This is a genomic window from Mycobacterium sp. TH-M106 (assembly GCF_057473765.1).
The window spans coordinates 22,685-36,476 of the sequence record NZ_JBYCLE010000040.1 but is presented as its reverse complement, the minus strand read 5'-3'; the positions used below and the strand labels follow the sequence as shown (position 1 = coordinate 36,476).

The 13,792-nt window shown below is 66.0% G+C and carries 15 protein-coding genes; 6 read left to right on the top strand and 9 right to left on the bottom strand.

Annotated elements, in window-relative coordinates:
• Positions 1 to 1,061: cytochrome P450 (locus AC2VOP_RS01480; protein WP_486959317.1), on the bottom strand; the 1,061-nt coding region annotated here is incomplete at its 3' end.
• 112 nt (positions 1,062 to 1,173) lie between these two features.
• Between AC2VOP_RS01480 and AC2VOP_RS01475 the strand changes: the two genes are divergently transcribed.
• Positions 1,174 to 2,334, top strand: coding sequence for a steroid 3-ketoacyl-CoA thiolase (locus AC2VOP_RS01475; RefSeq protein ID WP_486959316.1), 1,161 nt, complete (start codon positions 1,174 to 1,176; stop codon positions 2,332 to 2,334).
• Positions 2,335 to 2,536: 202 nt separating this feature from the next.
• Here the strand turns inward: AC2VOP_RS01475 and AC2VOP_RS01470 are convergent, their stop codons facing one another.
• From AC2VOP_RS01470 to AC2VOP_RS01460, 3 genes are all read right to left on the bottom strand, one after another.
• Positions 2,537 to 3,511 carry a fatty acid desaturase gene (locus tag AC2VOP_RS01470; RefSeq protein ID WP_486959315.1) on the bottom strand — a complete coding sequence of 325 codons (975 nt, stop codon included), beginning with the start codon at positions 3,509 to 3,511 and terminating at the stop codon, positions 2,537 to 2,539.
• 153 nt (positions 3,512 to 3,664) lie between these two features.
• On the bottom strand, positions 3,665 to 4,570 hold the full coding sequence (locus AC2VOP_RS01465; protein ID WP_486959314.1) for an SDR family oxidoreductase: 906 nt from the start codon (positions 4,568 to 4,570) through the stop codon (positions 3,665 to 3,667).
• 15 nt (positions 4,571 to 4,585) lie between these two features.
• Positions 4,586 to 5,359, bottom strand: coding sequence for an SDR family oxidoreductase (locus AC2VOP_RS01460; protein ID WP_486959313.1), 774 nt, complete (start codon positions 5,357 to 5,359; stop codon positions 4,586 to 4,588).
• Positions 5,360 to 5,415: 56 nt separating this feature from the next.
• Here AC2VOP_RS01460 and echA20 point away from each other — a divergent pair, with 56 nt between their 5' ends.
• The 4 genes from echA20 to ipdC are packed head-to-tail and all read left to right on the top strand — an operon-like array spanning position 5,416 to position 8,874.
• On the top strand, positions 5,416 to 6,195 hold the full coding sequence (gene echA20, locus AC2VOP_RS01455) for a (7aS)-7a-methyl-1,5-dioxo-2,3,5,6,7,7a-hexahydro-1H-indene-carboxyl-CoA hydrolase (protein ID WP_486959312.1): 780 nt from the start codon (positions 5,416 to 5,418) through the stop codon (positions 6,193 to 6,195).
• On the top strand, positions 6,192 to 7,070 hold the full coding sequence (gene ipdA, locus AC2VOP_RS01450; protein WP_486959311.1) for a cholesterol ring-cleaving hydrolase subunit IpdA: 879 nt from the start codon (positions 6,192 to 6,194) through the stop codon (positions 7,068 to 7,070). The genes echA20 and ipdA overlap by 4 nt, the downstream gene beginning before the upstream one ends.
• Positions 7,067 to 7,819 carry a cholesterol ring-cleaving hydrolase subunit IpdB gene (ipdB, locus tag AC2VOP_RS01445; RefSeq protein ID WP_486959310.1) on the top strand — a complete coding sequence of 251 codons (753 nt, stop codon included), beginning with the start codon at positions 7,067 to 7,069 and terminating at the stop codon, positions 7,817 to 7,819. Before ipdA ends, ipdB begins: the two co-directional genes overlap by 4 nt.
• A complete protein-coding gene (gene ipdC / locus AC2VOP_RS01440) occupies positions 7,816 to 8,874 on the top strand; it encodes a (3aS,4S,5R,7aS)-5-hydroxy-7a-methyl-1-oxo-octahydro-1H-indene-4-carboxyl-CoA dehydrogenase (RefSeq protein ID WP_486959309.1) in 1,059 nt (352 codons plus the stop codon). Before ipdB ends, ipdC begins: the two co-directional genes overlap by 4 nt.
• A 4-nt stretch (positions 8,875 to 8,878) precedes the next feature.
• Here the strand turns inward: ipdC and AC2VOP_RS01435 are convergent, their stop codons facing one another.
• Positions 8,879 to 9,268 carry a VOC family protein gene (locus tag AC2VOP_RS01435; RefSeq protein WP_486959308.1) on the bottom strand — a complete coding sequence of 130 codons (390 nt, stop codon included), beginning with the start codon at positions 9,266 to 9,268 and terminating at the stop codon, positions 8,879 to 8,881.
• 123 nt (positions 9,269 to 9,391) lie between these two features.
• Between AC2VOP_RS01435 and AC2VOP_RS01430 the strand changes: the two genes are divergently transcribed.
• Positions 9,392 to 9,997, top strand: coding sequence for a TetR/AcrR family transcriptional regulator (locus AC2VOP_RS01430; protein WP_486959307.1), 606 nt, complete (start codon positions 9,392 to 9,394; stop codon positions 9,995 to 9,997).
• A gap of 94 nt (positions 9,998 to 10,091) precedes the next feature.
• On the opposite strand, the gene fadA6 is transcribed toward AC2VOP_RS01430, so the two are convergent.
• Genes fadA6 through ipdE1 form a run of 4 tightly spaced genes read right to left on the bottom strand, consistent with a single transcriptional unit; the run spans position 10,092 to position 13,786 of the window.
• Complete coding sequence (gene fadA6 / locus AC2VOP_RS01425; protein ID WP_486959319.1) at positions 10,092 to 11,252, bottom strand: steroid 3-ketoacyl-CoA thiolase FadA6; 1,161 nt, start codon at positions 11,250 to 11,252, stop codon at positions 10,092 to 10,094.
• A gap of 10 nt (positions 11,253 to 11,262) precedes the next feature.
• The gene (kstR2, locus tag AC2VOP_RS01420; RefSeq protein WP_486959306.1) at positions 11,263 to 11,856 is read right to left on the bottom strand and encodes a TetR family transcriptional regulator KstR2; all 594 of its coding nucleotides are present in this window, start codon (positions 11,854 to 11,856) and stop codon (positions 11,263 to 11,265) included.
• Positions 11,853 to 12,641, bottom strand: a complete 789-nt coding sequence (gene ipdF, locus AC2VOP_RS01415) for a (5R,7aS)-5-hydroxy-7a-methyl-1-oxo-2,3,5,6,7,7a-hexahydro-1H-indene-carboxyl-CoA reductase (RefSeq protein ID WP_486959305.1) — start codon at positions 12,639 to 12,641, stop codon at positions 11,853 to 11,855. The genes kstR2 and ipdF overlap by 4 nt, the downstream gene beginning before the upstream one ends.
• A complete protein-coding gene (ipdE1, locus tag AC2VOP_RS01410; protein WP_486959304.1) occupies positions 12,638 to 13,786 on the bottom strand; it encodes an acyl-CoA dehydrogenase IpdE1 in 1,149 nt (382 codons plus the stop codon). Before ipdE1 ends, ipdF begins: the two co-directional genes overlap by 4 nt.
• Positions 13,787 to 13,792: the final 6 nt, after the last annotated feature.

Genomic DNA, 13,792 nt, shown 5'->3' with positions numbered 1-13,792 from the left:
TGCGGATTGGGGTCGCGCAAGATGTTGAACGTGAACGGGTCGTCGAACACCTCCTCGTCGAAGTTGGCCGAGCGGTAAAACATCACCACCCGCTGCCCCTTGGCGATCTGCACCCCGGACAGTTCATAGTCGGTCAGCGCGGTGCGCTGGAAACAGGTCACCGGGGTGGCCCAGCGGACGATCTCGTCGGCGGCGGTCACCGGGCGGTCCTTCTTGAACAGCTCCCACTGGTCTGGGTGCTCGCAGAACGCGATCATCCCGTGGGTGATCGAGTTGCGGGTGGTCTCGTTGCCGGCCACCGCCAGCATCACCACGAAGAACCCGAACTCGTCGTCGGAGAGTTTCTCGCCGTCGACGTCGGCGTTGATCAGCGTGGTGACGATGTCTTCGCCCGGGTTCTGCGCCTTCTCGGCGGCCAGCTGCATGGCGTAGGCGATCAGTTCCAGCGATGAGGCCTGCGCGTCGATGTCGGCGTATTCGGGATCTTCGCTGCCGGTCATTTCGTTGGACCATCGAAACAGCTTGTCGCGGTCTTCCAGCGGCACCCCGAGCAGACCGGCGATCGCCTGCAGCGGCAACTCGCACGACACCTGCTCGACGAAGTCACCGCAGCCGGCATCTGCGGCCGCTCTGACGATGTTCTGCGCTCGCTTGTCGAGCTCGTCACGCAGCCGTTCGATCGCCCGCGGTGTGAAACCGCGGGAGATGATCCGGCGCAGCCGAGTGTGATGCGGTGCATCCATGTTCAGCATCACGAACCGCTGAACTTCGATGTTCTCCCGCTGTATGTCGTCTTCGAAACGCGGGATGACGCAGTTCTGGTAGCTGGAGAAGACGTCGCTGCGCAATGAAACCTCTTTGACGTCGCTGTGTTTGGTGATCGCCCAGTAGCCGCCGTCGTCGAACCCGCCACCCTTGCCGGGTGCTTGGTCGACCCAATGGACCGGCGCCGCGCGGCGAAGCCCGGCGAACTCCTCGACCGGAAGGCCCTGCACGTTGATGTCGGGGTTGAGGAAGTCGAACCCTGCGGGAAGGGTAGGGGCCTGATCGGGAATCGGCATGCGTCTACTCCTCCATACAACGTGACCCAGTAAAACATGGCCTCGAGGTGGACAAAATGCGACGACGTATCGTCGCTTGTCAGAGTACTGGAACGTGTTCTAGGTTGATGACATGGGGAATCCAGTAATCGTCGAAGCTACCCGCAGTCCGATCGGCAAGCGTAACGGCTGGCTATCGGGGCTGCATGCGACCGAACTGCTCGGCGCGGTGCAGAAGGCGCTGGTGGGCAAGGCCGGCATCGACGCAGGCCACGTCGAACAGGTCGTCGGCGGCTGTGTGACGCAGTACGCCGAACAGTCCAACAACGTCACCCGGACCGCGTGGCTCACTGCAGGCCTGCCCGAACACGTCGGCGCCACCACCGTCGACTGCCAGTGCAGCAGCGGTCAGCAGGCCAACCACCTGGTCGCCGGCCTGATTGCCGTCGGCGCCATCGACGTCGGCATCGCGTGCGGGGTCGAGGCGATGAGCCGTGTCGGCCTAGGCGAAAGCGCCGGCCCGGAGCACAACTGGCGCGCGGAATCGTGGGATATCGACCTGCCCAACCAGTTCGACGCCGCTGAGCGGATCGCCAAGCGCCGCGGGATCACCCGCGCCGACGTCGACGCCTTCGGCGTGCGGTCCCAGCAGCTGGCCAAGCAGGCCTGGGCCGAGGGTCGGTTCGACCGCGAGGTCTCGCCGATCGAGGCGCCGGTGCTCGACGAGAACAAACGGCCCACCGCCGAGCGGCACACGGTCAGTCGTGACCAGGGTCTGCGCGACACCACCATGGCGACCCTGGCCCAGCTGAAGCCGGTCATCGAGGGCGCTATCCACACCGCGGGCACGTCGTCGCAGATCTCCGATGGCGCCGCAGCGCTGTTGTGGATGGATGAAGACAGGGCCAAAGCGCTGGGCTTCACACCGCGAGCGCGGATCGTCAGCCAGGTGCTCGTCGGCGCCGAGACCTACTACCACCTCGACGGACCGGTGCAGTCCACCGCGAAGGTGCTGGAGAAGGCGGGCATGAAGATCGGCGACATCGACGTCATCGAAATAAATGAGGCGTTCGCGTCGGTGGTGCTGTCCTGGGCCAACGTCCTCCAGCCGGACATGGATCGGGTCAACGTCAACGGCGGAGCGATCGCACTGGGTCATCCGGTCGGCTGCAGCGGCAGCCGGCTAATCGTCACCGCGCTGCACGAACTCGAACGCACCGACCAGACCGCCGCGTTGATCACCATGTGCGCCGGCGGCGCCCTGTCGGGCGCCACCATCATCGAACGGATCTAACTGTCGTGGCTCGGCGAGCCCACGGCCACCGAGCCCACGGCCACCGAGCCCACGGCCACCGAGCCCACGGCCACCGAGCGTGAAGCTGTTGCGAAAAATCGGCCCAGATCTGGCAACAGCTTCACGTTCGGCGCGGGGGCACTGGTCTCCCAGCCTGTTATGAAAGGCCGACCGGGTGACCCCGATCGCGATCTGCGACCCGTTAACCCGTTGAGGCGCTTTCGCGGCTACCCTGCTTCAGTCCGCGGAACTCATCACAATTCAGTTGCCGACCGAAGGCGGTCGAAATAGCGGCATTGCGACGCAGGAATGCTTCCTCGTTGCGCCGCCATATCTGCGGCGCGCGATAGGACGGCAACCCCGGATACAGGTGGTGCATCAGATGGTAGTTCTGCATCAGCAGCACCGGGCTTAGCAGCCACTCCATACCGATCCTGACCCGGGTTGCCCGGTAACGGTTTTCGCGTTGCGTCAGTTCCAGTCCATGGTGAGGCAGCCAGTCGAACCACCAGCCGATGACCATCAAGCCGATGCGCTGCGGGATCAACAGGACGATCGCGACGGTCCAAAAGTGTCCGGTGACAGCTGCGACGCTGATGCCGGCAATGCCTATAGCGAACACGAATGCCGTTTCGGTGAGCTCAGCCACCGGACGGCGCCAGGAACGGTGTAGCCGTTCCCGCAGGCGACGGACGTACCAGACCGCGTAGAAGACGTCTATCAACGCCCATCGGAACGGCAGCTGCCAAGCCGGTGCATGGGAGGCGAACATGTCAGGGTCTTTGTCGGGATCGTTGGTATGCCGGTGGTGCTCCATATGGATGTAGGTGAATGCCGGCAAAGAAAACAAGGGCACGAGCAAAGGCACGACGAAAATCCAGGCAACTCGCCCGACTACCGTGTTCACCCATCGCACTGAGCAGACGGTGTTGTGCAACGCCTCGTGGGCCGCCCCGAACATGCCGTACACGACCGCGGCATTGAACGGGATCGCAATCCAGATCGGCGCGTATCCCCCGACCGCGGCGACCGTGGCAGCCACAAACACAGTGAGGGAGCCAAAAAAGAGGGCGACGCTAACCCAGGCAAACATCGGCATGGACTCGCCGGGGTGCGGAGGCCGCTGGCTCGGCACCATTTTTGGCGACGCAGAGGCAACCATGTCGATCGTCGGCATGCGTTCCTCCAGGATGTAGATGCGCTACAACAGCCGCGACCGACGCTCAATGAGCGGACAGACGGATGCTACCGTAGCCGCTGATCGATGGCGAACAGGCAGACTTGATGCTCAGGTGGAGGAGACGTCACAGTTTCGACACGGTGACGGTCGTCAAGCGCCGTAGACGGGAACCGCAGGCCGCGACGTGGCCAGCAGGTCGGCGACGACGGGGCCCAGCTCGGCGGGATCCCACTTGGCACCCTTGTCGACCTGCGGGCCGTGTGCCCAGCCCTCGGCGACCCGGATGATGCCGCCCTCGACTTCGAACACCTTGCCGGTGACCCCGCGCGACTCTGCGCTGCCCAGCCACACCACCAGCGGCGAGATGTTCTCCGGGGCCATCGCGTCGAATCCCTCGTCGGGTTTGGCCATCATCTCGGCGAACACGGTTTCGGTCATCCGGGTGCGCGCCGACGGGGCGATCGCGTTGACCGTCGCGCCGTAGCGGCCCAGCTCAGCTGCGGCCACCAGCGTCAACGCGGCGATTCCGGCCTTGGCGGCGCTGTAGTTGGCCTGCCCGACGCTGCCCTGCAGGCCGGCGCCGGAAGTGGTGTTGATGATCCGGGCATCAACGCTTCTGCCTTCCTTGGCCAACCCCCGCCAGTAGGAGGCTGCATGCCGCATGGTCGCGAAGTGCCCCTTGAGGTGTACGGCGACGACGGCATCGAACTCCCGCTCGCTGGTGTTGGCCAGCATCCGGTCGCAGACGATGCCGGCGTTGTTCACCAGCACGTCCAGGCCGCCGAAGTTATCCACCGCGGCCCGGATCAACGCCTCCGCCTGCTGCCAGTCGGCGACGTTGGAGCCGTTGGCCACCGCAACACCTCCGGCCGCGACGATCTCATCGACCACGCCCTGCGCAGCGCTGCCGCCACCGGCGGGTGACCCGTCCAGGCCGACACCGATGTCGTTGACTACCACCGTCGCACCTGCTGCGGCGAACGCCAGCGCATGCGCTCGCCCGATTCCACCGCCGGCGCCGGTGACGATGACCACCCGCCCGTCCAGAAGCCCCATAGAAGTGTGTCCCTTTTACTTGTTGGCACTCGATGCTTGCAGGTATGCCGGCGATTCGCCCCCGCCGTGCACTTCCAGGGTTGCCCCACTGATGTAGGAGGCGATATCGGAAGCCAGAAACGCTGTCGCCCAGCCGATGTCGTCGGGTCTGGCCAGCCGGCCCAGCGGCACGGTGGCCGCGACGGCGGCCACCGAATCGGCGTCGCCGTAGAACAGTTCGGCCTGTTCGGTTGCGACCATGCCGACCACCACCGAGTTCACCCGGACCTTGGGCGCCCACTCCACCGCCAGCGTGGCGGTGAGGTTGTCCACGCCGGCCTTGGCCGCCCCATAGGCCGAGGTGCCGGGGCTGGCCCGGTGACCGCTGACGCTGGAGATGTTGACGATCGACCCACCCGTGGGCTGGGTCTGCATCTGCGCGTTGGCGTGTTGGCAAACCTGCAGCGGACCGAGCAGGTTCAGCTCGACGATCTTGCGGCTGAAGTTGGCCGAGGCATCGGCGGCCAGGGCGTACGGGGAGCCGCCGGCGTTGTTCACCACGATGTCCAGCCGGCCGTGTCGCTGCACGATCGTGTCGATCAGGGCCTTGACGGCGTCGTCGTCACGAACGTCGCAGGCGTGGAACTCATAGGGCAAGCTGTCAGCCGGGCGACGGGCGCAGGTCACCAGCGTTGCCTTCTGGTCGGCGAAGACCGAGCTGATCCCGGCGCCGACGCCACGGACTCCGCCGGTCACCAGGACCACCCGACCGTCCAATCCGAGGTTAATCTCTTCGGTCACCGTGGACACTGTGCTAGCGTACCAAGCAAATGCTTGCTCAGGTACCCGCTCCACAGGAAGTGCGTATGACGATCACGTCCACCACCGTCGAACCGGGCTCTGGATCGGGTTCTGGATCGGGAATAGTCGCGGTCACCGTCGACTATCCCCCGGTCAACGCCATCCCCTCGCGCGGCTGGTTCGAGCTGGCCGACACCATCACCGCCGCCGGCGCCGACCCGACCACCCATGTGGTGATCCTGCGGGCTGCGGGGCGTGGCTTCAACGCCGGCGTCGACATCAAGGAGATGCAGCGCACCCAAGCTGCCGGCCAGGGATACACCGCCTTGATCGACGCCAACCGCGGCTGCTTCGCGGCGTTTCGCGCGGTCTACGAATGTGCGGTACCGGTGGTGGCCGCCGTCCACGGCTTCTGCCTGGGCGGCGGCATCGGTCTGGTCGGCAACGCCGACGTGATCGTGGCCTCCGACGACGCCACCTTCGGACTGCCGGAAGTGGAGCGCGGTGCGCTGGGTGCGGCCACGCACCTGTCCCGGCTGGTGCCGCAGCACATGCTGCGCCGGCTGTTCTTCACCGCCGCCACCGTGGATGCCGCTACCCTGCACCACTTCGGCTCGGTGCACGAGGTAGTGCCGCGTGATCAGCTCGACGAGGCTGCGCTGCGGGTTGCCCGCGACATCGCCGCCAAGGACACCCGGGTGATCCGCGCCGCCAAGGAGGCGCTGAACTTCATCGACGTGCAGCGGGTGAACGCCAGTTACCGCATGGAACAGGGCTTCACCTTCGAGCTCAACCTCGCCGGGGTTGCCGACGAGCACCGGGATGCGTTCGTGGAGAAGAAGTGACCGACAAGCTGACGAGGCTTGACGATGCCGTCGCCGAGTTGCGCGACGGCATGACGATCGGCATCGGCGGCTGGGGGTCGCGACGCAAGCCTATGGCGTTCGTGCGCGCGATGCTGCGCACCGGCGTCAAGGATCTGACGGTGGTCACCTACGGCGGGCCGGACCTGGGGTTGCTGTGCTCGGCTGGCAACGTCCGCAAGGTCTACTACGGTTTCGTCTCGCTGGATTCGCCGCCGTTTTACGACCCCTGGTTCGCACGGGCACGCACGTCCGGCGCCATCGAAGCCCGGGAGATGGACGAGGGCATGCTGCGCTGCGGACTGCAAGCTGCCGCGCAGCGGCTGCCGTTCCTGCCGATCCGCGCCGGTCTGGGCAGCTCGGTTCCCGACTTCTTCGGCGACGAGCTGGCGACGGTCACCAGTCCCTACCCCGCGCCGGACGGCGGACACGAGACCCTGGTCGCGATGCCGGCACTGCACCTTGACGCCGCATTCGTGCACCTGAACCTCGGTGACGCCCGGGGCAACGCCGCCTACACCGGCGTCGACCCGTACTTCGATGACCTGTTCCTGATGGCCGCCGATCGGAGGTTCCTGTCGGTGGAACAGGTGGTACCGACCGAGGAGCTGGTCAAGTCGGTGCCGCACCAGGCCCTGTTGGTGAACCGCATGATGGTCGACGCGGTGGTGTACGCACCCGGCGGTGCGCACTTCACCACCGGCGCAGCCGATTACGGCCGCGACGAGAAATTCCAGCGCCACTACGCTGAAGCCGCCAAATCCGACGACAGCTGGGCGCAGTTCGCGGCGACCTATCTGTCCGGCAGCGAGGATGACTACCAGGCGGCGGTCCGGAAGTTCGGGAAGCGGGCATGACGGATTCCCCCACTCGCGCCGAGGTGTGCGCGATAGCCTGCGCCGAGTTGTTTCGCGACGCCGGCGAGATCATGGTCAGCCCCATGACCACCCTGGCGTCCATCGGTGCTCGGCTTGCCCGGCTGACTTTCTCCCCCGACATCCTGCTGACCGACGGCGAAGCGCTGCTGCTGGCCGACACTCCGGCGTTGGGTGGGTCCGGGGCGATCGAGGGCTGGATGCCGTTCGGCCGGGTCTTCGAGACGTTGGCGTGGGGTCGCCGGCATGTGGTGATGGGCGCCAACCAGATCGACCGCTACGGCAACCAGAACATCTCGGCGTTCGGGCCCCTGCAGCAACCGACCCGACAGATGTTCGGCGTACGAGGTTCACCGGGTAACACCATCAACCACGCCACCAGCTACTGGGTGGGCAACCACTCGCCGCGGGTGTTCTGCGACGCCGTCGATGTGGTGTGCGGCATCGGCTACGACAAGGTCGATCCCGCCAACCCGGCGTTTCGGTTTGTCGCCGTGCACCGGGTGGTGTCCAACCTGGGCGTGTTCGACTTCGGCGGGCCCGCCCACACCATGCGGGCGGTTTCCCTGCATCCGGGCGTTGCACCCGACCAGGTGCGGGAGAACACGTCGTTCGATGTCCACGGCGTGGATGATGCAGCCGAGACCCGAATGCCGACTCCTGGCGAGTTGCACCTGGTCCGAGACGTGATCGACCCTAAATCACTGCGCGACAAAGAGGTAAGGGCATGAGGTTGCGCACCCCACTCACCGAACTGATCGGCATCGAGCATCCGGTCGTGCAGACCGGAATGGGCTGGGTGGCCGGCGCCCGGCTGGTGACGGCGACCGCCAACGCCGGCGGGCTGGGAATTTTGGCGTCGGCGACGATGACGCTCGACGAGCTGGCAACCGCGATCGACAAGGTGAAGTCGGCCACCGACAAGCCATTCGGGGTCAACATCCGCGCCGATGCGACCGACGCCGGCGAGCGGGTGGAGCTGATGATCCGTGAGGGCGTGAAGGTGGCGTCGTTCGCGCTTGCACCCAGGCCTGAGCTGATCGCCCGGCTGAAAGACGCAGGTGCCGTGGTGATCCCGTCGGTCGGCGCGGCCAAGCACGCCCGCAAGGTGGCATCCTGGGGCGCCGACGCGGTGATCGTGCAAGGCGGCGAAGGCGGCGGACACACCGGGCCGGTGGCGACCACGCTGCTGTTGCCGTCGGTGCTGGACGCCGTGAGTATCCCGGTTGTTGCGGCCGGCGGCTTCTTCGACGGCCGCGGTTTGGCGGCCGCGTTAAGCTACGGCGCAGCTGGGGTGGCCATGGGCACCCGGTTTTTGCTCACCTCAGATTCCACCGTTCCGGGCTCAGTGAAGCAACGCTATCTGCAGTCCGGATTGGACGGCACGGTCGTGACCACCCGCGTCGACGGCATGCCGCACCGGGTGCTGCGTACCGGGCTGGTCGAGAAGCTGGAAAGTGGCTCGGGGGCACGACGGTTCGCCGCAGCATTGCTTAATGCCGCCAAATTCAAAAAGATGTCGCAGGTGTCCTGGCCGACGATGGTCCGCGACGGGCTGGCGATGCGGCACGGCAAGGAGCTCACCTGGTCGCAAGTACTGATGGCAGCCAACACCCCGATGCTGCTGAAAGCCGGACTGGTGGAAGGCAACACCGAAGCCGGGGTGCTGGCGTCGGGTCAGGTGGCCGGCATCTTGGAGGATCTGCCGTCGTGCGCGGAGCTGATCGACGCAATCGTCAGCGACGCTATCGCCCATCTGCAGGCCGCGGCGGTCTTCGTGCAGTGACCGGTCAGGACTCCACGACCATTAGCGTGTGCCCGGTCGGGTCGCGGAACCAGAACATCGGTGGAACCGGCTCGCCCATTCGCGACACCTCTTCCTCGACGTCGACGCCAAGTTCCTTCATCGCTTCGTGGGTGGCGTCGATGTCGCTGGTGGTCAGGGTGATGCCGGTGACGGTCGGTTCCACCGGTCCGCCCTGCGGTGGCGGTGGGGCGAGCGCGATGCCGGTGGTGCCCTCGGGCGGGTAGACCTCGATCCACCGGTAGCCGCCACCGAACGGCTGATCGGTGCGCTTCTCAAAACCGAGTGACTCGTAGAACGCGATCGCCTTGTCCTGTTCGGGTGTGGGCAGGCACACCAGGCTGATCGTGGTCAGGCCGGTCTTGGTGGTGGTCATCGTGCACCTCCTGAGATGGGTTGGGACGGGTTAGGACACGGCGCGTCCTCCCTTGCCATGTTCACGCTGTCAACATTGGTAATGTGCACACTGTACACTTCGACTGCAGGGAGTTGTCAAGAGTTGGCTGGGGCAAGGGCCGGTTATCACCACGGTGACCTGCGCGCGGCACTGATCGATGCCGGCCTGGCCCTCACCCGGGCCGGCGGTCCGGAGGCACTGACCATCCGGGAAGTGACCCGGCGGGTCGGTGTCTCGCCCAACGCCGCGTACCGTCACTTCGCCGACCGTGAGGCACTGTTGGGAGCGGTTGCGATGGCTATCCAGGACCGAATGGCGGCGCGCATGGTCAGCCCGGCACGCCGGCGGGGTTCAGTCGAGACACGGGTGCGCAATCAGCTGCGCGATGTCGGGCTCGGCTACATCGAATTCGCGCTGGACGAGCCGGGATGGTTCTCGCTGGCATTCTTCGGGTCCGGCCTCACCGCAGTCGACGGCGAGCGTCTCCCGCCCCCGTTTCGCGCCCTGGTCGACGCCCTCGACGCCATGGTGGATGCCGGGGTGCTGCAAACCCGCCGACGCCACGGTGCCGAGTGGCCCTGCTGGTCCGCCGTGCACGGGTTCGCCGAACTTGCCCTGCACGGACCGCTGCACGGTGCGATCCGCCGTGACCTGGACGTACTGGCGCGACGTACGGTCGACGACATCATCGCCGGGCTGTCCCGCTGACCGGCACCTCATTCGCGAGCGTGCGCAAAAACGGTTAACTGCATGGCGTGTCGACCGGCGACACGCACCCTCGCGGCAGAAGGGGAAGCTGGCCCTACAGCCGTTCGATGATGGTGACATTGGCTGTGCCGCCGCCCTCGCACATCGTCTGCAGCCCGTAGCGGCCGCCGGTGCGCTCGAGCTCACCCAGCATCGTCGCGAACAGCTTGGCGCCGGTAGCGCCGAGCGGATGCCCGAGCGCGATCGCGCCGCCGCTGGGGTTGACGATCTGCGGATCGGCTTTGATCTCCTTGAGCCAGGCCAGCACCACCGGCGCGAACGCCTCGTTGATCTCGACAACGTCGATGTCGCCGATCGACAGCCCGGTCTTGTCCAGCGCGTGGCGAGTGGCAGCAATCGGTCCCGTCAGCATGAGCACTGGGTCGGCGCCGCGGGCGCTGACGTGGTGGATGCGCGCCCTCGGGGTGAGCTTATGGTCGGTGAGTGCCTGCTCGGAGGCCAGCAGCACCGCACTGGCGCCGTCGGAGATCTGGCTGGCCAATGCGGCGGTCAGCCTCCCACCTTCGACCAGCGTCGGCAGCGCCGCCATCTTCTGCAGCGACGTCTCCCGGGGACCCTCGTCGATCCGGAACTCGTCGCCGTCCACGGCGACACCGACGATCTCGTTGTCGAATTGTCCGGCCCGAATCGCCGACAACGCACGCTGATGGCTGGAGAAGGCGAACACCTCCATCTCCTCGCGGGAGATGTTCCAGCGCTCGGCGATCAACTCCGCTCCACGGAACTGCGAGATCTCCTGGTCGCCGTAGCGGTGCAGCCAGTTCTTCGACTCGTTCGTCGGAGAGGTGAAGCCGAACTGTTTACCGACCTCCATTGCCGAGGCGATCGGGATCTGGCTCATGTTCTGCACCCCGCCAGCCAGGACCACGTCTGCCGTCCCCGACATGATCGCTTGTGCACCAAAGGAAATCGCCTGCTGGCTGGAGCCGCACTGCCGGTCCACGGTAACACCGGGGACCTCCTCGGGGTAGCCTGCCGCCAGCCAGACATTGCGGCCGATGTTGCCGGCCTGGCCCCCGATGGCGTCGACGCATCCGACGATCACGTCGTCGACCGCCCCGGGATCGACGCTCACCCGAGAAAACAAACCGCGGAACGCCGCCACCCCCAGGTCTATCGGGTGCACAGCGGCCAGCGAACCGTTGCGCTTGCCGACCGCGGTACGGACGGCGTCGATGACGTAGGCCGATGAGATCCCATCTGTGTCAGCCATTGTGAGACTCCTTCACTATTCCGCCGAGGACAATGGTGAGGTATTGGAGGCCGACCTGCTCGGCCGTCAAAGCACCCCCGGGCCGATACCAGCGCACCGAGACCCAGGTGGTGTCCCGGATGAAACGGTAGACCAGGTCGACGTCGAGATCGGGCCGAAAGTAGCCCTCGTCGATGCCCTGCCGCAGCACGTCGACCCACATCTTACGCTGCTCTTTGTTACGTTCCTCGATATACGAGAACCGCGGCTGCGACGAGAGCCGTTTGGCTTCGTCCTGGTAAATGACGACTTGGGCGTGCCGGTCTTCAATGGCCTCGAACGACGCCATGAACAGACCCTTGAGCCGCGCCAGCGGGTTGGGTTCGGTGTCGACAATTTCTCGGTACCGAGCGAACAGCCAGTCCAGAAAACCGCGCAGCAGATCGTCGACCATCTCCTCTTTGGAGGCGAAGTGGTGATACAGGCTGCCGGACAGGATGCCCGCCGAGTCGGCGATGTCACGAACGGTGGTGGCGCGCAAACCGCGTTCGGCAATCATAGTAGCCGCCAGGTGCAAAAGTTCGTCTCGGCGTGTCATGGGCGTCATGGATGCTGGCTCGATACCGAAATCACCTCTCCAGTCATATAACTGGAGTAGTCGCTGGCCAGAAACGCGATCGTGGCAGCCACTTCCCACGGCTCGGCGGCCCGGCCGAACGCCTCACCTTCGGACAGCCGATCCAACAGCTCCGCCGAGCTGGTCTTCTCTAGGAACTCGTGCCGGGCGATACTGGGCGAGACGGCGTTGATGCGCACCCCGTACTCCACGGCTTCGACGGCACTGCAGCGGGTCAGCGCCATCACACCGGCCTTGGCCGCCGCATAGTGCGACTGGGAATGCTGGGCGCGCCAGCCCAGCACGCTGGCGTTGTTGACGATCACGCCGCCGTGCCCGGCGTCGCGGAAGTAGCGCAGCGCCGCCCGCGTCGCGCGCAACACCGATGTCAGTGTCACATTCAGCACTCGGTCCCATTCCTCGTCGGTCATGTCGACCACTGGGGTCTGTCCGCCCAATCCAGCATTGTTGACCAGCACGTCGATTCGGCCCAGCCGCTGCACCGTGGCGGCGATCAACGCGTCGACGGCCGCGGTCGACGTCACATCGCACACCACGCTCTCCACCCGGCCCAGCCCCAGTGCGGCAAGGTTGTCACGGGTCTCGCCCAGCCGTCGTTCGTGATGGTCGGAGACCACCACGTTGGCCCCCTCAGCCAGTGCCCGGCGCGCGGTCGCCGAGCCGATCCCGGTGCCGGCAGCGGCCGTCACGACCACCACTTTGCCGGCTAGAAGCCCGTGTCCGGCAATCTCTTTCGGTGCGACTGCGAACGTCACCCGCTGACCTCCCGGGGTAGGCCGAGGACGCGCTCGGCGATGATGTTGCGCTGAATCTCGTTGGAGCCGCCGTAGATGGTGTCAGCCCGGGTGAACAGGTAGAGCCGTTGCCATTCGTCGAAGTCAGCGTCGTCCAACACCATGCCCGCCTTCCCGGAGATATCCATCGCGAGCTCGCCCAGGCCGCGATGCCAATTAGCCCACAACAGTTTCGACACGTTGTCCTGTCCGGGCTGTCGGACGTCCATAGTTGCCAGCGCATACGATCGCATCACCTGCAGGCCCGCCCACGAGCGAGTCAGGCGTTCCCGGATCAGCGGGTCGTCGACGGCACCGGTGCGTTTGGCGAGTTCCACAACGGCATTCCACTCGCGCGCATAGACGATCTGTTGCCCGAGCGTGGAAACGCCGCGCTCGAAGGTCAGCGTTCCCATCGCGACCCGCCACCCGTCACCAGGCGCGCCGACCACCAGCTCGGCATCGGTGCGCGCGTCGTCGAAGAACACCTCGTTGAACTCCGAATCGCCCGTCAGCTGGACGATCGGGCGGATCTCCACGCCGGGCTGATCCAGCGGCACCAGCAGATACGACAACCCGGCGTGGCGCTGTGAACCCTGCTTCGTGCGGGCCAGGACGAAACACCACTGCGCCCAGTGCGCCAGCGAGGTCCACACCTTCTGTCCGTTGATCACCCACCGGTCGCCGTCAAGTAACGCCGTCGTCGACACGTTGGCCAGGTCGCTGCCGGCACCGGGTTCGGAGTAGCCCTGGCACCACAACTCGGTGACATCGAGGATTCGGGGTAGGAAGCGCTGTTGCTGCTCGGTGGTGCCGTACTCAATCAACGTCGGGCCCAGTAGTTCCTCCCCGAAGTGGTTCACCTTGTCCGGGGCGTCGGCTCGGGCGTACTCCTCGTAGAACGCCACCCGGTGCGCGACCGACAGACCGCGGCCGCCGTGCTCGACGGGCCAGCCCAAACACGTTAAACCCGCCGCCGCCAGATGCTGGTTCCAGGAGCGCCGCTCCTCGAACGCCTCATGCTGGCGGCCCGGGCCGCCCCGACCCTTGAGCTTGGCGAATTCGCCGACCAGGTTCTCGGCCAGCCACTCGCGCACCTCGGCCCGGAACTCCTCGACCTGCTGCACCCCTGT

Excerpts from the sequence above, each read along its gene's own strand:
- AC2VOP_RS01475 (WP_486959316.1), top strand. The coding sequence starts at position 1,174 with ATGGGGAATCCAGTAATCGTCGAAGCTACCCGCAGTCCGATCGGCAAG.
- AC2VOP_RS01470 (WP_486959315.1), bottom strand. The coding sequence starts at position 3,511 with ATGCCGACGATCGACATGGTTGCCTCTGCGTCGCCAAAAATGGTGCCG.
- AC2VOP_RS01465 (WP_486959314.1), bottom strand. The coding sequence starts at position 4,570 with ATGGGGCTTCTGGACGGGCGGGTGGTCATCGTCACCGGCGCCGGCGGT.
- echA20 (WP_486959312.1), top strand. The coding sequence starts at position 5,416 with ATGACGATCACGTCCACCACCGTCGAACCGGGCTCTGGATCGGGTTCT.
- ipdB (WP_486959310.1), top strand. The coding sequence starts at position 7,067 with ATGACGGATTCCCCCACTCGCGCCGAGGTGTGCGCGATAGCCTGCGCC.
- ipdC (WP_486959309.1), top strand. The coding sequence starts at position 7,816 with ATGAGGTTGCGCACCCCACTCACCGAACTGATCGGCATCGAGCATCCG.
- AC2VOP_RS01435 (WP_486959308.1), bottom strand. The coding sequence starts at position 9,268 with ATGACCACCACCAAGACCGGCCTGACCACGATCAGCCTGGTGTGCCTG.
- kstR2 (WP_486959306.1), bottom strand. The coding sequence starts at position 11,856 with ATGACGCCCATGACACGCCGAGACGAACTTTTGCACCTGGCGGCTACT.